At 69.6% G+C, this 17,828-nt stretch carries 11 protein-coding genes; 4 read left to right on the top strand and 7 right to left on the bottom strand.

Annotated elements, in window-relative coordinates; all coding sequences use genetic code 11:
- Positions 1-57: 57 nt before the first annotated feature.
- Positions 58-3,819, bottom strand: coding sequence for a UvrD-helicase domain-containing protein (locus tag FB559_RS11940; protein WP_246122436.1), 3,762 nt, complete (start codon positions 3,817-3,819; stop codon positions 58-60).
- Positions 3,820-4,634: 815 nt separating this feature from the next.
- Here FB559_RS11940 and FB559_RS11935 point away from each other — a divergent pair.
- Both FB559_RS11935 and FB559_RS11930 read left to right on the top strand, forming a co-directional pair.
- The gene (locus tag FB559_RS11935; protein WP_141955677.1) at positions 4,635-4,967 is read left to right on the top strand and encodes a histone-like nucleoid-structuring protein Lsr2; all 333 of its coding nucleotides are present in this window, start codon (positions 4,635-4,637) and stop codon (positions 4,965-4,967) included.
- Positions 4,968-5,209: 242 nt separating this feature from the next.
- Complete coding sequence (locus tag FB559_RS11930) at positions 5,210-7,717, top strand: ATP-dependent Clp protease ATP-binding subunit (protein ID WP_141955676.1); 2,508 nt, start codon at positions 5,210-5,212, stop codon at positions 7,715-7,717.
- Between the two features lie 99 nt (positions 7,718-7,816).
- Here the strand turns inward: FB559_RS11930 and FB559_RS11925 are convergent, their stop codons facing one another.
- From FB559_RS11925 to FB559_RS11915, 3 genes are read right to left on the bottom strand one after another with little or no spacing between them, the layout of a single operon-like run.
- Positions 7,817-8,281 (bottom strand): hypothetical protein, encoded by a 465-nt coding sequence (locus tag FB559_RS11925; RefSeq protein ID WP_221639983.1) that lies wholly within the window; start codon positions 8,279-8,281, stop codon positions 7,817-7,819.
- 3 nt (positions 8,282-8,284) lie between these two features.
- Positions 8,285-11,203, bottom strand: a complete 2,919-nt coding sequence (locus FB559_RS11920) for an NACHT domain-containing protein (protein WP_141955675.1) — start codon at positions 11,201-11,203, stop codon at positions 8,285-8,287.
- Between the two features lie 9 nt (positions 11,204-11,212).
- Positions 11,213-12,088, bottom strand: a complete 876-nt coding sequence (locus FB559_RS11915; RefSeq protein WP_141955674.1) for an HhH-GPD family protein — start codon at positions 12,086-12,088, stop codon at positions 11,213-11,215.
- A gap of 66 nt (positions 12,089-12,154) precedes the next feature.
- Here FB559_RS11915 and FB559_RS11910 point away from each other — a divergent pair, with 66 nt between their 5' ends.
- The gene (locus tag FB559_RS11910; protein ID WP_141955673.1) at positions 12,155-12,832 is read left to right on the top strand and encodes a hypothetical protein; all 678 of its coding nucleotides are present in this window, start codon (positions 12,155-12,157) and stop codon (positions 12,830-12,832) included.
- A gap of 630 nt (positions 12,833-13,462) precedes the next feature.
- Here the strand turns inward: FB559_RS11910 and disA are convergent.
- Together disA and radA are read right to left on the bottom strand one after the other, a co-directional pair.
- Complete coding sequence (disA, locus tag FB559_RS11900) at positions 13,463-14,545, bottom strand: DNA integrity scanning diadenylate cyclase DisA (RefSeq protein WP_185792156.1); 1,083 nt, start codon at positions 14,543-14,545, stop codon at positions 13,463-13,465.
- A gap of 93 nt (positions 14,546-14,638) precedes the next feature.
- Positions 14,639-16,036, bottom strand: coding sequence for a DNA repair protein RadA (gene radA, locus FB559_RS11895; protein WP_141955671.1), 1,398 nt, complete (start codon positions 16,034-16,036; stop codon positions 14,639-14,641).
- A gap of 160 nt (positions 16,037-16,196) precedes the next feature.
- Between radA and FB559_RS11890 the strand changes: the two genes are divergently transcribed.
- Positions 16,197-17,165 (top strand): SGNH/GDSL hydrolase family protein, encoded by a 969-nt coding sequence (locus FB559_RS11890; protein WP_141955670.1) that lies wholly within the window; start codon positions 16,197-16,199, stop codon positions 17,163-17,165.
- A 28-nt stretch (positions 17,166-17,193) separates the two neighbouring features.
- Here FB559_RS11890 and FB559_RS11885 read toward each other — a convergent pair whose 3' ends face one another.
- On the bottom strand, positions 17,194-17,781 hold the full coding sequence (locus tag FB559_RS11885) for a class I SAM-dependent methyltransferase (RefSeq protein ID WP_246122434.1): 588 nt from the start codon (positions 17,779-17,781) through the stop codon (positions 17,194-17,196).
- Between the last annotated feature and the right edge of the window lie 47 nt (positions 17,782-17,828).

The raw sequence follows: 17,828 nt of genomic DNA, 5'->3' as shown, positions 1-17,828 counted from the left end.
TCACGACCCCGGAGTTCATGCGGAACGATCCGGTGGGCCGGAGCCACATCGGCCGGGTCAGAGGAGGCGGAGCTGGTGGTCGCGGGGACGGCGGCGGGTGGTGGGTTCGGAGCGGGTGACGTACTTGCCGGGAATGGTGCGCAGGAACGGTGACGGCTCGCGGCGCTTCGACCCGGATAGGTAGAGCGACGACTGGGCCCGTGTCATGCCGACGAAGAAGAGGCGACGTTCCTCGGCCTCGTCGGTGTCCGGGAGACGCAGCGGCAGGAGGCCGTCCTCGCAGCCGACGATGAACACCACGGGGAACTCCAGGCCCTTCGAGGCATGCATCGTCAGCAGGGCGATGCGGTCGGCCCGTGGGTCGAAGGCATCGACCTCCGCGCCCAGCGCGAGTTCGCCGAGGAAGGCTTCCAGGTCCTCATCGCACTGGACGGCCAGCGGGGTCAGGAGCTCGGCCGCCGTACGGAGAACGGTCTCGTCGTGGATCTCGGTGAGCGAGCCGACGGCTGCCTTGAGCCGTACGGTGAGGGGCCCGCCGTGGTGCCGGAGCTCGGCCGCGACCTCACGGACGCCGGGACGTTTCATGAGCCGGTCGTGAGAGCGCTTCTGGTACGGCATGCCGGCGCGGGTCAGGGCGTCCATGACGGGCTCGGCCTGGGCGGAGGAGCGGTAGAGCACGGCGATGTCGGAGAAGTCGAGATGCTCGTCGTGGTGACCGTCGGCCCGCCCGGAGTCCAGCGAATGGAACGACGAACCGCCCAGGAGCCGGTCGATGGTCGAGGTGACGAACTCCGCCTCGGCCTGCGCGTCGACACTCTCGTGCACGCGGATGAGCCGTTCGCCGGACCGCTGCGGGTCGAGGACACGGTCCGGCACGAGACTGGTCGCCTTGATCGCCCCGGCGGCTCCACGCACGATCGCCGGCGCCGACCGGTAGTTGCGGGTGAGGAGCACGGTCGTCGCCGCGCTGAAGTCGTCCTCGAAACGCAGGAAGAACCCGACGTCGGCGCCACGGAACGCGTAGATCGCCTGGTCGGGGTCGCCGATCGCGGTGAGGTTGCCGTCGGTGTCGGCCAGCAGCCTCAGGAGCGCGTACTGGGTCTCGTCGACGTCCTGGTACTCGTCGACGCTGATCCACGGCCAGCGCTCGCGGTAGTGGGCGGTCAGGGCGGCGTCCTGGGCGAGCAACTGGACCGGCAGCCGCAGCAGGTCGGTGAAGTCGGCCAGCCCGCGTTCCCGCAGCCGCTTCTCGAATGAGCCCCGCGCCTCGAGGTCGTACTGACCGACCGCCGCGTCACCGGCATTCGCCGAGCCGGCCGGCGTCGCCGAGACGGTCGACCCTGTGGGGTCGCTCAGCTCGGACGGGTCGGAGAACCCTGCTGGGCCTGCCGACCCGTGCGAGCCCGCCGGGCCGTTCGAGCCATCGCTGTCGTTTTCGCCGGAACGGCCAGCGGGGTAGGCCCCGCCGTTTTCCCCTGCCTTGGGTGTGGTCGATGGGAGGCCGGGGCCTCGCCGGGGTCTGTTCGGGCGGTCGAAGTCGGCGAGGAGTTTCTTTGCCTCCTTGTCGGAGCCGGTCATCTCCCGCGCGATCTCCAGGCGTTCCGTCTCATCCGCGATGCGGAAGTCGGCGGGGAGCCCGGCGAGCTCGTACTGTTCGCGCAGGATCAGCGCGCCGAGGCTGTGGAACGTCGCGACGGTGAGCCGGTCCGCCTTCCCGGGCAGCAGCGCCTGCAGACGCTCGCGCATCTCCTCGGCCGCGCGCCGGGTGAAGGTGATCGCCAGGCAGTGTTCGGGCTCGACGTCACGCTCGGCGACGAGGTGGGCGATCCGATGGGTCAGAGTGCGGGTCTTCCCGGTACCCGGACCGGCGATGATCAGTAGCGGACCGCCCGGATGCGCGGCCGCGGCCCGCTGGTCCGGGTCCAGGCCGCCGAGCACGGAACCCGCCCCCGCCCCGCCCGGGCCCCCGGTTCCGCGATTCTCGGTTCCGCGATTCTCGGTTCCGAGGTCCCCGGTTTCGAGGCCCCCGGCTCCGGCGTCCGCGGAGCGGACACCATCCGGCCCGGCATTTCCAGGCACGGAGACGACACCGTCGCCCGCCGACCGCCCGTCCTGGGCACTTCCCGTTCCAGCGTGGTCGCTTCCGGCGCTGTGGCTTCCATTTCCGGCATTTCCGCGGCGAGAGCCCCGTGTTCCGGCACTTTCCGTCCCGGCACTTGCAGTTCCAGAGGCTTCCGCCCCGGCGCCATTCGCTCCGGTCCCAGGCGTGCCGCCGACATTTCCGGCCACGTCCGCCCCGGCGGCGGCCAAGGCCTCCACCGCCTCCGCCGCCTCGAGAATGTCCTGCTGCCCCTCGATCGGCGGTTCGGCATATCCCGCCGCCTCGGATCCGCCCGAATCGCGCTCGGTTACAGGCGCCGTCACCGCCGCGTGCCCCTCTACGGCCCCGTAGGCGCCCTCTGAGGCCCCGGCAGCCCTCGCCCCCGTACGAGTGGTGGCTCCGGGCAGATCGAACAGACCGGCGTCGTCCGGCGCGCCCGTCAGGCCGACGGCGCGTTTGCCCTCCCGCCGTAGCTCACCGGGCTCGAACAGCCGGATCTCTCCGTACTCCCCGTCGTATCCCGCGTCCCGGATCACCGTGCCGCGCCGCAGGCGGCCCAGGGCCTCCGCCAAGAGTTCGCCGCCCGCGTCGCGTACGTCGTCCAGCGGTACGTCGTCGAGGATCGACAGCTCCGGCCCCAGCGAGGAGACGAGTTCGGCGATATGACCGAGCACCGACTTGGACCGGGGCCCGACCCCGCGGATCTCGCTGACGATCTCCGGCAGCGGGATCAGGTTGCGAAAGTTCGCCGCCCCCTCCGGCCGCCGCCCCTCGGGATGCGCGGCGAGTTCGTCCACCCGGCTGAGCACACCGACCGTCAGCGGGCGTCCGCAGGACGGACAACGCCCGCCATGCGCTTTTGTCTCCGCAGGATCGAGACGTACGCCGCATTTGCGATGTCCGTCGAGATGGTATTTCCCTTCCTCGGGAAAGAACTCGACGCTGCCGCCGTACCCCTGTCCGGTTTCCAGAGCGGCGCGCAGCGCGTAGTAGTCCATCTCCGTCGAGAACATGGACGCTTCACGTGCAAGTGCGGGTGGTGAGTGTGCGTCGGAGTTGCTGACGAGCCGGTAGCCGTCCAGGGAGGGGACCCGCCAGTTCATCAGGGGGTCCGAGGACAGACCGGTCTCGACCGCGAAAATGTGGCCGGCCAGATCGTCGTAGCAGTCGGCGACGGCGTCGAAACCCGACTTCGAACCGAGAACCGAGAACCATGGCGTCCACACGTGTGCGGGAATCAGGTACGAACCCGGGTCGCTCTGCAAGGTGATCTCGAGCAGATGGCGCGAGTCGAGACCGAGTATCGGCCGTCCGTCGGAAGCCAGATTGCCGATCTTCGCAAGGGCCGCCGTGATGCGTTCCGCGGCCTCGAACGACGGCGCATAAAGGAGGTGGTGCACCTTCCGCGTGCGTTCACCCTTTTTGTAGATGGTCGAGATCTCTACGGAGAGGAGAAAACGAACCGGTTGACGGCAGGCGGGCGGTAGTGTTCGGCTCACGCGGCGTTCGAGCTCGGGGCGCAGGCGGAACAGCCCGGGTTCTGCGGGCACGAGGTTCTCGCGTAGCTCGTCCATCCAAGCGGGGTGTGTGAAATCACCGGTGCCCACGACTGAGACGCCTTTGCGCCCTGCCCACCACGCCAGGTGTTCTAGGTCACAGTCCTTGCTGCAGGCGCGGGAGTACTTCGAATGGATATGAAGGTCCGCGTAGAACGTCACGTCGTCGCCCGTCGTCTCTCGGATCACCCAGCCTGCCGCATTGGATCCTGTCATGCTCGGAGTCTTAAGATCGCCGGATCGCGACGAACGATGGAATCCATGGTGCATGTTCGCTGCTCATGATCCCGGGCATCCTCGAAGCCCCCGCCCGGTCGCGCATTCCGTCGTCGTCGCTGACTGTTAAGTGGCGGTACGTGAGGGTTATTCGAGCGATACGTGGGTGTTGGTGGTGAGGTGACCCACCCCGACTTTTCGGACAGCCTCGCGGCCGTCGGACCGTCACGTCCGGGTCCGTCATAGAGATCGTCGTGCGAACTCGCCGCAGCGTATCGATGCCGTCGCCGGCGCCCGCCGGATGGGGGCCGCAACGGCCGTATGGACCGGATGTCGGGAGGCGACCGGCCCGGAAAGCCGGGCCGACGCGAACGCCGTGAGCCCATGCGAGACAATTCAAGTGCAGGGGGCCGTGACCGCCCAGCCGACTTGGGTGACGAGGTCCGATAACGCGAGAACGGAAGGCATGAGCCGATGTGGAACGACCTTGCGGCGCTCGTCCCCCCTCTCACGGTGGCGGCCGTGTTCTTCGCGGGCGTGTTCTGGGTGGTGCGGAGAGAGATGGGCGGTAAGCGTCGGCGTCAAGACGCTCAGGAGAAGCACAGGGCAGGTCAGTAAGCTCTGCACCGCCCGATCGATTGCCGGTGATTACGCACCGTAACGCACGTGCTAAACTTCCAGTGTTTGAATTGTCATCGGGAGCCATGGAGGTATATCTTTGGCAACCGAATGCAGTTTGCTCCGGTGAAAGGTCAGTCTCCATGGCAGAGCAGATCATTAAGCGCCTCATCGACGACATCGATGGGGGGGAGGCAGAGGAGACGGTTCAGTTCTCTCTCGACGGCGTCCCCTATGAGATCGATCTGAGCAGCACCAACGCTAAGAAGGTGCGGGATTCTCTGGCGCCGTTCGTGGAGCACGCGCGGAAGGCCGGCGGGGGGGCCGCAGGCGGCCGCCGGCGTCGCAGTCGTGCAGCGTCGAGTCGCGAGCGCAGCGCGGATATCCGTGCGTGGGCGAAGGCGCGTGGGATCAAGGTCAACGAGCGCGGGCGCATCCCGGCGACTGTCGTCGAGGAGTACGAGCGCGCACACTGATCGAATACAGCTCCGGTGAACGGCCCGTCGCCCGGCCTTAGGGGGCGCCGGGCCGTTCGCTTGCGGCGTAGGGGGAACATCGCGGCCCCGCGCGGTAGTTGGATGAGGATGAACGGCCTTGGCCCGGGGAACGTCTTCCGATGGGACTACCGAGTGGCGGCGGACGCCGGGCGGGCTAGCATGCGGAAGGACAGGGTCGGACATGCCGACCTCTGCCCTACCGCTCTGTGAGGAGCGACGAGATGTTCGAGAGGTTTACGGACCGCGCGCGGCGGGTTGTTGTCCTGGCTCAGGAAGAGGCCAGGATGCTCAACCACAACTACATCGGCACCGAGCACATCCTCTTGGGCCTCATCCACGAGGGCGAGGGGGTTGCCGCCAAGGCTCTGGAGAGCCTGGGCATCAGCCTCGAAGCCGTACGCCAGCAGGTCGAGGAGATCATCGGCCAGGGGCAGCAGGCACCTTCGGGACACATCCCGTTCACTCCGCGGGCGAAGAAGGTCCTTGAGCTTTCGCTGCGCGAGGCGCTGCAGCTTGGTCACAACTACATCGGGACCGAGCACATTCTGCTCGGCCTCATCCGCGAGGGTGAAGGTGTGGCGGCCCAGGTTCTGGTGAAGTTGGGTGCCGATTTGAACCGCGTGCGTCAGCAGGTGATCCAGTTGCTGCACGGGTACCAGGGCAAGGAGCCCGCGTCCTCTGGCGGGCCGTCGGAGGCCGCGCCGTCGACGTCTCTTGTGCTGGACCAGTTCGGCCGCAACCTGACGCAGGCCGCGCGTGAAGGCAAGCTCGACCCGGTCATCGGGCGCGAGAAAGAGATCGAGCGGGTCATGCAGGTGCTGTCCCGCCGTACCAAGAACAACCCGGTCCTGATCGGTGAGCCCGGCGTCGGTAAGACGGCCGTGGTCGAGGGGCTGTCCCAGAAGATCGTCAAGGGCGAGGTGCCCGAGACGCTCAAGGACAAGCAGCTCTACACCCTTGACCTGGGCGCGCTGGTGGCCGGATCCCGTTACCGCGGTGACTTCGAAGAGCGCCTGAAGAAGGTGCTGAAGGAGATTCGCACGCGCGGCGACATCATCCTGTTCATCGACGAGCTGCACACCCTGGTCGGCGCGGGTGCCGCCGAGGGTGCCATCGACGCCGCCAGCATCCTCAAGCCGATGCTGGCCCGCGGCGAGCTGCAGACGATCGGTGCCACCACCCTGGACGAATACCGCAAGTACCTGGAGAAGGACGCCGCCCTCGAGCGCCGCTTCCAGCCGATCCAGGTCGCCGAGCCGTCGCTCAGCCACACGATCGAGATCCTCAAGGGCCTGCGCGACCGGTACGAGGCGCACCACCGGGTGTCGATCACCGATGGCGCGCTCGTGGCCGCGGCCCAGCTGGCCGACCGCTACATCAGCGACCGGTTCCTGCCGGACAAGGCGATCGACCTCATCGACGAGGCCGGATCGCGCATGCGCATCCGCCGCATGACCGCGCCGCCGGACCTGCGTGAGTACGACGAGAAGATCGCCGATGTGCGCCGGGACAAGGAGTCCGCGATAGACGCACAGGACTTCGAGAAGGCCGCCGCGCTGCGTGACCGGGAAAAGCAGCTTCTTCAGGCCAAGGCACAGCGGGAAAAGGAATGGAAGGCCGGCGACATGGACGTCGTCGCCGAGGTCACCGAGGAGCTGATCGCGGAGGTTCTCGCGACGGCGACCGGCATTCCGGTCTTCAAGCTCACCGAGGAGGAGAGCGCCCGCCTGCTCCGCATGGAGGACGAGCTCCACAAGCGGGTCATCGGCCAGGAAGACGCCATCAAGGCGCTGTCCCAGTCGATCCGGCGTACGCGCGCCGGGCTGAAGGACCCCAAGCGTCCCGGTGGTTCGTTCATCTTCGCCGGCCCGTCCGGTGTCGGTAAGACCGAGCTGTCCAAGACGCTGGCCGAGTTCCTGTTCGGCGACGAGGACGCGCTGATCCAGCTCGACATGTCCGAGTTCATGGAAAAGCACACGGTCTCGCGGCTGTTCGGGTCCCCGCCCGGCTACGTCGGCTACGAAGAGGGCGGCCAGCTGACCGAGAAGGTCCGCCGCAAGCCGTTCTCCGTGGTCCTGTTCGACGAGATCGAAAAGGCCCACCCGGACATCTTCAACTCGCTGCTGCAGATTCTCGAGGACGGGCGTCTCACCGACGCCCAGGGCCGCGTGGTCGACTTCAAGAACACGGTCGTGATCATGACGACCAACCTCGGCACACGCGACATCTCCAAGGGCCTGTCGGTCGGCTTCGCACGCGAGAACGACCTGCAGGGCTCGTACGACCGGATGAAGTCGAAGGTCAACGAGGAGCTCAAGCAGCACTTCCGGCCGGAGTTCCTCAACCGTGTCGACGACACCGTGGTCTTCCACCAGCTCACGCCGGCGGAGATCATCACGATCGTCGACCTGATGATCGCCAAGGTCGACGACCGCCTCAAGGACCGCGACATGGGCATCGAGCTGCGCCAGGACGCGAAGGACCTGCTGGCCGAGCGCGGGTACGACCCGGTGCTGGGTGCGCGGCCGCTGCGCCGCACCATCCAGCGCGAGATCGAGGACAGCCTGTCCGAGAAGATCCTCTACGGCGAGCTCAACGCCGGCGAGATCGTCATGGTCGGGGTCGAGGGCACGGGCGAGACGGCGAAGTTCACCTTCGTCGGCGAGCCGAAGCCCGAGGCCGTCCCCACTCCGGCGACCGCCGCGAGTGAGCCGGTCAACCACCCGTAACAGACGAACGGCTCCGAAGGCCCCGTGCTCCACCTGGAGCACGGGGCCTTCCGATGTCCCGGCTCGAGAAGCAGGGGCCTCCGCCACCTCTTGCGGCGATCAAGAACCGGAGATGACGGCGGCCACCTCACGGACCGCACGTTCGTACTGGCCGCGCCGGAACGTGAAGGGACCGAAGCTCCCGTAGTCGCCGGGGCGGTCGGGCCGAGCGAAGCCCCGCCACGTCACGAGGTCGTCATCGATGAGCACGCGGGCTTCGAGCGACCGGCAGCCGACCTCGCCGCAGGTGCAGCCGAGCAGGGCGATCACGCCGCGCTTCGCCCAGTGGGTGGAGTCCGGCCGTCCGGTGAGGTAGGCGGTCAGGTCGCCGAAGGCGAAATGATCGAGCACGATGCCGGCGTACGCGCCCGGTACGCCATGGCCGGCGGCGTGCTCGAAGCCGGAGACGAGGTCCACCAGGCTGACCTTGTCGATGTAGGGCACCAGCTCGCGGGCGGGGTCCGGTCCATCGCCCCACGGGCGAACGTCGAAACGGACCTTGCGAATTAGCGGCGGGGCTGACACGGGTCAAGTCTGCCGCAGTGGCCATGCGGAGCTCAGGGGGACCGTTGCCCCGCGAATCCGCCCGTCCTCGTTGAGATGGATCGTCAGACCTTCCCGGCCCATCAGCGGAGAGTGATCGAACAGGGTGCTTCCGTAAAGCTCGAGTCGTTCGAGCCGCTTCAGGTCCTGAAGCGGCGTGAGGTCGATGGGTTCGACGGCGCCCAGGGTGAGGCGCCGCAGCGCAGGCATCTCCCGCAGGGGAGCCAGGGATCCCCGCACGTCGATACAGAACAGGTCCTGGAGTTCCGGCAGCGGCGGAAGGGATCCGATATCGGAGACGGCGGCGGGCCAGATGGCCAGCTCCCTGAGCGTCCCGGCCCAGCGGCTCAGTTCATGGAGGGATCGCGGCCCGCACCCGATCATCTCCAGCACCTCGAGGTCGCGCAGCTGTTCGGCCTCCAGCGCCGGCAGGAGTCGCGTCAGCCAGTCGCAGTTGATGATCTTCAGCTTCGTCAGCGAATGGCGGGGGAGGTTCTCGTCCAGGTCGAGTTCCTCCGGCACGCTGGTCAGATTGAGGGCCCTCAGGACGGTCACATGCCTGAGAGCACGGATCTGATCCATCCTGTTTCCGCCGATCGTGAGCTCCGCGGCGTGGGGAGAGTGGGCCAGCACCTTCTGTGCGAACCGGTCGGCGTCGAACCGATCCCAGGCCGCGTTCAGCTCGAGCTCCGCCAGCGGCTCGACGAAACGCGCACACCGGGCGATCACCTCCAGAGCGGTGTCACCACCGATCGCGGCGGCCAGCCGGATCGTCGGCGCCGCGTGCTGGTTGGTCGTGACCGGGCGCTCGGCCAGGAGATCGAGCACGAACTCGCCCGCCCTGGCGAGGGCGTCCGCGTCGCTCCTGCTCCGCGGAGGCAGGAGCTCGCCGGCCACCTGCTGGATCCGGGCGTACGTGTCCGGGGCGAGCTGGGGTGAGGTCTCCAGGCAGGCGACCGCCAGGACGTGCAGGGCCTGCCAGCCGTCGCCGTCGTTGTCACCGCGGTCCAGGAGCATCCGCAGCAGCTCCTCGCGCTGGCGCGGCTGTGCGTGGCCGGCCGCCATCACGACGACCTCCCGCCACTGGTCGTGATGGGCGTTCTTCACCAGCGCGCCGACGTCGTCGGCCTCGATCGCGGCACGCGCGGCGAGGTATTCCTGGAAGGTCCGGTGTACGAAGTCCACCCGGCCGGCGACCGGTTCGCGGAGCAGGCCGCTGCGGACCAGCAGGTGCCCGAAGACGGTCGACGCGTCGGCGGACAGCCGGTACATCGAGGAGAGCCGATGGGCGATCCGTTCGACGGCCCGGTCGACGGGCGCGTCGCTCATCCCGTTGCGGATCAGCCAGTAGGCGAGGTCCTGCAGCAGGAGGAGCTTGTCCGTGTACGACAGGTCGGGTCCGTTGCCGCGAATGCGGCGTTCGACGTCACGGCGTTCGAGCAGCATCTCCAGCGCGATGCCGTACAGCTCCATCCGGTCGCGCGGCAGCTGGGTCCGCCGGTCGAGGTGGAGCGCGCACAGCAGTGCGCAGAGCAGGGGAGTGACGGCGAGCGCCCGCAGGTGACGACGGGAGCGGAGCGCGCCGAGCAGCGCCTCCTCGTAGGAGCGCAACCGTGTCAGCTCGTCCTCGTCCACCCGCGAGCCGCCGACCGCCGAATGCCAGTGCCGGACGAACTCCTCGATGTCCGGCCATGACATCGGCCGCAGCTCGGCCGAGTCGAAGTCCTCGGCGCTGAGCCAGTCCTCGCCGGCCGCGGTGGGGCGTGACGTCACCACGTAACGGGCGGCCGGGTAGGCCGCCGTCAGCTCGCCCAGCCAGGCCCGCGCCGGGGCGCGTTCGGCCTCGGGGAGTTCGTCGATCCCGTCGACCAGGACCAGCGCCCGGCCGCCGGCGAGCCGTCGCCGTACCCAGCCTTCGGGCATCTCGTCCGCGATGTGGCGCCCGGCCTGGCTCAGGAAGTCCTCCGGCGCCGGAAGGGCACGGCCCACGTAGCGGCGGAGCGGGATGAGGAACGGCACCGAGTCGTTCCACGAGGTGAGTGGCCCGGACAGGTCGCCCGTCGCGGCGCGTACGGCGAGCCACTGGAGCAGTGTGGTCTTTCCGGACCCCGCGTCGCCGCGAAGGAAGAGCCGCGAGCCGCGGGCCAGGGCGTCGTCGACCGTGACGGGGCCGGTCATGCGGTCGGGGACCGGGCTCGACACTCTGAGGCGGATGTAGGCGAGGCTCAGCGGATAACGGCGTACGGAGTCCGCGGCCGTGACCCCGAACAACTCCAGGCGGTCGAGGATGTTCGCGACCTGATAGCGATACCGGCCGGTGAAGGCCTCGTCCGGGCTCGTCGCGCCGAGGCCGGGCACGCGGTCCAGGAGCTCCCTGACGCCACCGAGGATCTGCGACTGGCGCCGGAGGATCTCGGTGAACGCGCCCGCGTCGAACGCCGGCAGGTCGCGAGCCACCTCGATGATGTACGCGCAGCACTCGCCCAGCACCCGGTCGTACAGGGCCGCCGCGGGCGGGGCGAGGTCGCGTACGGCGTCGGGCCACTCCGCGCGGACGTTCCGCTCCAGGAAGAGCGGGTCCAGGTCGGCGGCGAAGATGTCGTCCTCGACCAGCCGTGCGCCGTCGAACGTGTCGGTGACGGCGAGGACGGCGGCGTTCCGCTCGTTGACGGGCAGGCCGCCGAACTCGTGCTTCAGTGTCGACTGAAGCTTGTCGGCGACCGTCTCCTCGAGGTCCTCGAACAGCCGCTGGACGCGCCTGCGCTCACGCGTGCCGGACACCCTCGCGTTGATGACGTCGATCACCGCGGCGGACGTGTCGGCGGCGAACGCGTGGTCCTTCAACCACACCTTGCACGCCGCCTTCACCACGGCGGCACCGAGGCCGAGCACGATGTCGGTCATCCGGAGTCCTCAGCCCGGCAGGGCATAGCGGCCGTCGTCCAGGGGGTCGACCAGGCCGTCCTCGATCAGTGTCGCCAGGGAGCGTTCGCGCTGGAGCGTGTCGTCCCAGACGTCGTCCAGCGCGGCCTTCTCCACGGGACCGCTGGAGTGCCGGAGGACGGCCAGCAGGCGGCCGCGGCACTGGCGGTCGGTACCCGCGTAGGTCTGTCCCTTGCGCGCCGGGCCGTCGTACGCGGGCTTGCCCGCCAGCCGCCACGTGCAGTCGCCGGACAGCGGGCAGTCGGCGCAGCGGGGCGCGCGGGCCGTGCACACGAGTGCGCCCAGCTCCATGACCGCCACCGACCAGAGAGCGGCCACCGGCGGATCCGGAGGCAGGAGTTCTTCCGCGAGGCGTACCTCGGCGGTCGTCTGGGCCTTGGGCGGGTACTGGACGCCGGTCACGACGCGGGCCAGCACGCGCCGCACGTTGGTGTCGAGCACCGCGTGCCGCCGCCGGTAAGCGAAGCTCGCGACCGCCGCGGCGGTGTACGCCCCCACACCCGGCAGGGCTCGCAGCTCGTCGTAGTCGGCCGGGACCACCCCGCCGTGCCGGTCCACGATCGCCCGCGCACTCGCGTGGAGGTTGAGGGCGCGCCGTGGGTAGCCGAGGCGGCCCCAGGCGCGTACGGCCTCGCCCGGGGGCTCCGCGGCGAGCGCGGCGGGCACCGGCCAGCGGGCCAGCCAGGCCTCATAGCTGGGCAGCACGCGTACGACCGGGGTCTGCTGCAACATGATCTCGCTGACCAGTACGGCCCAGGGGGAGGCGTCGGGACGCCGCCATGGGAGATCGCGGGCATTCGCGGCGTACCAGCTCAGGACGGGTTCGGTGTATCTGGACTCATGCATGACGCAATCGATCCTGGCACGGCGGGTCGCGACAACTCGCCATGATCGAAAAAGCATACTGAGTGTATGGACTCAGACACCGACCGTAGCGAACGTCTGGACCACGAAATCGAGCTGGAGCACGGCGACGTGGAGGCGTACTGGCGCCGGCGCGTGTACGTCCTGGCCGGCGGGATCACCCTGATCGGCCTGCTGGCATGGGCCTGTTCGGGGTCGGGTCACAAGAAGTCGACGGCGCAGGTGCGCAACGCGGCCGCCACGGTGAGCCCCGCGGCGGCGACCCCGGCACCCGTGGCGACTCCCAGTCCCACCGCGACCGTGACGGTCACCGCGACGCCGAAGGCGCTGCTGGCCGAGAAGAAGCACGCGGGCGACCAGTGCGAGGCCGGCGACGTCGTCGTCGGCGTCCGGCCGACCGGGACCGTCTTCAAGGGCAAGCAGCACCCGAGGTTCGGGCTGAGCGTAGTGAACACCGGCCGCCGGGCCTGCACGTTCGACGTGGGCCCGAAGGCCCTGCTGATCCGCATCTCCTCCGGCACCGACCCGGTCTGGTCGTCCGCGCGATGCGGGGGCGGGGCCCCCGCCAACCTTCAGATGCTCCAGCGGGGCGTCCCGTACCTCGCGACCCTCGACTGGGACCGCAGGCGCTGCAACAGCGACACTCACGCGGCTCCGGGCACCTATGTCATCGCGGTGGGCGCGCCTGGCATCAAGACCCACCGTGAGGTCTTCCGGCTCCGCTGAGGCCCTCTCCGCGCCTTACAGGGCCCGGCTCCGCCGCCGGGACTTCGGGGCGCCGGCGCCAGGCGGCACGGACCCGGCTCGACGGCGTCGAGGCCTTGCCGGATCCTTCCTGCAAGCCGGGCTGCGTCGGGCCGCGCCGAGCCATGACAACGCCGCGCGGCCGTCAGTGCCGAGTCGGCGTGATCGTGGAGGCCAGATCGCCGCTCGGCCGGGCCCGATCCTGCCCATGCGGGCTCCCGGTCCAGTGGCGCATGGGGAAGGAGGTGCGCCAGGTGTTCGATGGATCAACACGCTGACGCCGAAGGTGGGGGACAAGTAGTGAACCGCCGCCTTCGCCGTACGGCAATCCGGTTCCACGCGTGGGCGGTCCGTGCCGGTTGAACCGCCACCTTCGCCCTACGGCATCCCGATTCGCGCCTGGGCGGCGTCCGTGCCGACGGCGGGAACGGTCACGTTGACCGGGATGCGCGTCCGCGGCGGCTCGGGTCGGCCCTCGTCGGCCGCCTCGTACGCGGCGGCCGGCCAGCGGGCGCATTCGGCCGGGCGGTCGGGGAGCGGGCAGAACTCCCCCGCCCGGCCGGGCCACGCAGGAGCCGGGATCCCGCGCTCATCGAAGGCTCGGGCCGTTGGTCAGACGTAGCGTTCGAGGATCGAGGACTCGGCCAGGCGGGACAGGCCCTCGCGTACGCTGCGGGCGCGGGCCTCGTCGACGCCGCCGACGATCTGCAGGTCGTCGATGCCGGCGGCGAGGAGCTTTTGCAGGCCGCCGAAGTGCTCCACGAGCCGCTCGACCACCAGGCTCGGCATGCGCGGGACCTTGGCCAGCAGGCGGTAGCCCTTGGGGCTCACCGGGATGTCGAGCGGGTCGTTGCCCGAGAACGCCAGGACGTCGGCGACCGTGGGCAGGTCGAGCAGCTCCGTGGCGGACAGGCGGTTGAGGGAGGCCAGGACGCCGGACACCGGGCGTGGGTCGCGGTCCTGGGGCTCGTAGTCGCGGACGATCAGCTCGCGGTCGGCGTCGACGCCCGAGACCAGCTCGTCCAGCTGGAGGGACAGCAGGCGGCCGTCGGTGCCCAGCTCGACGACGTAGCCGTTGATCTCGTCGGCGATGCGGCGGACCATCTCCAGGCGCTGCATGACCGCGCTCACGTCACGTACGGTGACGAGGTCCTCGATCTCCAGGGCGGACAGCGTGCCCGCGACCTCGTCGAGCCGTAGCTTGTAGCGCTCCAGGGTGGCGAGCGCCTGGTTGGCGCGCGACAGGATCGCGGCGGAGTCCTCCAGGACATAGCGCTGGCCGTCGAGATAAAGCGCGATTATGCGCATCGACTGGCTGACCGAAAGCACCGGAAAACCGGTCTGCCGGGCCACTCGCTCGGCGGTGCGGTGCCGGGTGCCGGACTCCTCGGTCGGGATCGTGGGGTCGGGCATGAGGTGAACACCGGCACGGACGATGCGCGTGCAGGTGCTGTCGATCACGATCGCGCCGTCCATCTTCGCAAGCTCGCGCAGGCGCGTCGAAGAGAACTCGACGTCGAGCTGGAACCCGCCCGTACACAGGCCCGCGACGACCTTGTCGTACCCCAGAACGATCAGGCCACCGGTGTGGCCGCGCAGGATGCGCTCGAGCCCGTCGCGAAGCTGCGTACCAGGAGCGACGGCGGCAAGGGTGGCGCGCCGACGCTCGTCTTTACCCTTGTCATGTGCTGGCACGTGACCCCCGGAGGTCGCTTGGACGGCGGTCAGTTTATCGGTGAACCCACTAGGCCAGCCTCCTCCCCTCGACCCAAAGTGAACAGCTCTTAGTCATGCTCCAGGACCACGCGAGGCAAACGCGATGTCTAGTGCGGACCAGACGGCGTCCGTTTCCATCACTTGCATACCCTCATCCGTCACTATCGTGCCGGTCGCCCTCTTGGCGGGATCCAGCGACCCCGCCGGCACGATCGCACGGCGGTATCCGAGCCTCGATGCCTCCGACATCCGCCGCTTCGCCGCCTGCACCCCGCGCACCTCACCGGCCAGCCCGACCTCACCGAACGCCACCATGTCCGGGGGTAGCGCGAGGTCGTTCGCCGCACCGGTGACCGCGAGCGCCACGGCGAGGTCGACGGACGGCTCGCTGAGGCGTACGCCTCCGACCGTCGCGGTGTACACGTCACGGTCGTGCAGCTTGATCCCGCAACGCCGCTGGAGCACCGCGAGCATCATCGCCACGCGTGACGAGTCGAGTCCGGAGGTCATGCGGCGCGGGTTGGCGAGCGGCGAGGGAGCCACCAGGGACTGCACCTCGGCGACGAGGGGCCGGCGGCCCTCCAGCGTCACGGTCACGCAGGTGCCGGGCGCCGGCTTTTCCTGGCGGGTCAGGAACAGGCCGCTGGGGTCGGGCAGCCCGACGATGCCGCTTTCCGACAGGTCGAAGCAGCCCAGCTCGTCGGTGGGCCCGTAGCGGTTTTTCACCGCGCGGATCATGCGCAGCCGGCTGTGCCGGTCGCCGTCGAAGTAGAGCACCACGTCCACCAGGTGCTCCAGCACGCGCGGGCCGGCGATCGAGCCGTCCTTGGTCACATGGCCGACGACGACCGTGGTGATGCCGCGTGCCTTGGCCACCCGGATGAGGTTGGCCGCGACCTCGCGGACCTGGCTCACGCCACCCGGCGCGCCATCGATCTCGGCCGAGCCGATCGTCTGGATCGAGTCGACCACGAGCAGCTCGGGCGCGACGGAATCGACCTGGCCCAGCACCGCCGCCAGGTCGGTCTCGGCGGCGATGTAGAGCTTGGGTGCGATGGCATCGACACGGTCGGCGCGCAGGCGCACCTGCTCGGCGGACTCCTCACCGGTGACGTAGAGGACGGGGCCGCGCGCGGCGTGGAGGGCCGCGACCTCGAGGAGCAGGGTCGACTTGCCGATGCCGGGCTCGCCGGCGAGCAGCATCACCGCACCCGGCACCAGGCCACCGCCGAGCACCCGGTCGAGCTCGTCCAGGCCGGTCGCGGTCGTCTGCGCGGCCTTCACGTCGACCTCGCCGATCGGCCGCGCCGGGGCGGTGACCGGGCCCGCCGTGACGACGCGCGCCGGCTTTGGCGCGCCCGCGACGTCGACGGTGCCCCACGCCTGGCACTCGCCGCAGCGCCCGACCCACTTGGAGGTCTGCCAGCCGCATTCGGCACAGCGGTACGCCTGTTTCACGGTCTTCGCCATGGGGGTGACTGTACGCAGGCGCACTGACAGGTCAGGGCGGCATCAGAGTGGCGACGGTTGCGCTGGGTAAAAATGTGACTACGAGCGGCTCTCGGACGGCCCGCTCGGCCACCGCCGTCGCCTGCTCGCCGGTGGGTGGGTTCACGGGGGAGGGCTTTGAATGCGCAGGTGGATCGCGCTCGCGGCGGTAGTTCCGACGATCATCACGGGAACCCCCGCGCAAGCGGCCCCGGCATCCGGCCCCGCCAGGCTCGTACGGACGTGGCCCGAGACGGCGAGCCCGGAGGGGCGTGGTGAGGCGGGGGAGCGTGGGGTGGCGCGGGCGCTGGAGCGGGTGGCCGGCGGGAGGTATGTCGCGCTCGGTGACTCGTTCACCGCCGGGCCGTTGATCCCTCGCCAGCACGGCAAGCCGTTCGCCTGTCTGCGGTCCGACCACAACTATCCCTCGCTGGTGGCGCACGCGTTGCGGGCCGGGGAGTTCGCCGACGTGAGCTGTAGTGCCGCCACCACGGCGGACCTGTTCAAGCCACAGCACGTCCTGCTCGGGAACAACCCCGCGCAGCTGGCCGCGGTCACGCCCGACACCGCGCTGGTGACCGTCGGGATCGGCGGGAACGACGTCGGGTTCAGCAAGACCCTCTACTCCTGTGCCGGGCTGAGCCTCACCGCACCGGCCGGCGCGCCCTGCATGAAGCACTTCGGCGCCACGCTCACCGACCGGGTCACCGCGACCGCGCCACGGATAACGGCGGTGCTGCGGACCATCCACGAGCGCGCGCCGCACGCGCTCGTCGTCGTGGTCGGTTACCTGCGGATCCTGCCCTCGGCCACCGGGTGCTGGCCGTCAGTGCCCGCCGCCGCGGGTGACGTGCCCTACCTCGACCGGGTGGAGCGATCGCTCAACCGGATGCTCGCCGACGAGGCGCGGCGGGGTGGGGCGATCTTCGTGGACAACTACCGTGGCAGCACCGGTCACGACATGTGCTCGGCGCACCGCTGGGTCGAGCCGATCCTGATCACCCACGCGGCCATGCCCGTACACCCGAACGCGCTCGGCATGCGGGTCGTGGCCGGGCGGGTGGTGGCCACACTCGCCGCCGCCCGTTCCGCCGCGGCCCGTGGTCAGTAACACCGTGGTCAGTAACACCGCGGCAAGGTCAGTAGCGCCGCCACCACAGGTTGACGGCGTAGTCGACCTCGCACCCGGAGACCTCGCCGAGGAACTCCTCGGCCAGCCGCGCCGGGAACTCGATCCGCAGCACCGCCTCCAGGTCGGCGCGGTCCTCGAACCGCCAGTCCATGTCGACCTGCGTACGCGAGAAACCGTGCCGTGCCCAGAACCGCTCGACGGCGTTCGCGTCATAGCCCGGCAGCCAGCGCCGGAACCACGAGCCGAACGTCGACCTCGTCGCGTCGTTGTCGATGACGAACGCCGCGCCACCCCGCCGCATGACGCGGGAGAGCTCGGCCAGACCCGGCTCGCAGCCGGGACCGAAGAAGTACGCCCAGCGCGCGTGGGCCACGTCCACCGTCGCGTCCCGCAGCGGCAGTGACTGCGCCGCGCCCACGCGTACCGCCACGCCCGGAGTCCCCGCGATCCGCCGGCGAGCCGCCGAGGCCAGCTCCTCGTGTGGCTCCACGCCCAGGACCTTCGACGCCGTACGTGCGAAGCGCGGGAGATGGAAACCGGTGCCGCAGCCGATGTCGAGGACGTCGGCGCCATCCCAGGTGCGGACGGCGCGCATGGCCTCCTCGATGCGGCCGTCCGGATCGGCCGCGAGGTTCTCCAGCT

This window comes from Actinoallomurus bryophytorum (genome assembly GCF_006716425.1).
Taxonomy (GTDB): domain Bacteria; phylum Actinomycetota; class Actinomycetes; order Streptosporangiales; family Streptosporangiaceae; genus Actinoallomurus; species Actinoallomurus bryophytorum.
The sequence above is the reverse complement of the archived record's forward strand: the minus strand, read 5'-3'. Positions and strand labels throughout refer to the sequence as shown.

Bases quoted from the DNA above. Each gene is read 5' to 3' on its own strand.
- FB559_RS11935 (WP_141955677.1), top strand. From the start codon at position 4,635: ATGGCAGAGCAGATCATTAAGCGCCTCATCGACGACATCGATGGGGGG.
- FB559_RS11930 (WP_141955676.1), top strand. From the start codon at position 5,210: ATGTTCGAGAGGTTTACGGACCGCGCGCGGCGGGTTGTTGTCCTGGCT.
- FB559_RS11920 (WP_141955675.1), bottom strand. From the start codon at position 11,203: ATGACCGACATCGTGCTCGGCCTCGGTGCCGCCGTGGTGAAGGCGGCG.
- FB559_RS11915 (WP_141955674.1), bottom strand. From the start codon at position 12,088: ATGCATGAGTCCAGATACACCGAACCCGTCCTGAGCTGGTACGCCGCG.
- FB559_RS11910 (WP_141955673.1), top strand. From the start codon at position 12,155: ATGGACTCAGACACCGACCGTAGCGAACGTCTGGACCACGAAATCGAG.
- radA (WP_141955671.1), bottom strand. From the start codon at position 16,036: ATGGCGAAGACCGTGAAACAGGCGTACCGCTGTGCCGAATGCGGCTGG.
- FB559_RS11890 (WP_141955670.1), top strand. From the start codon at position 16,197: ATGCGCAGGTGGATCGCGCTCGCGGCGGTAGTTCCGACGATCATCACG.
- FB559_RS11885 (WP_246122434.1), bottom strand. From the start codon at position 17,781: ATGCGCGCCGTCCGCACCTGGGATGGCGCCGACGTCCTCGACATCGGC.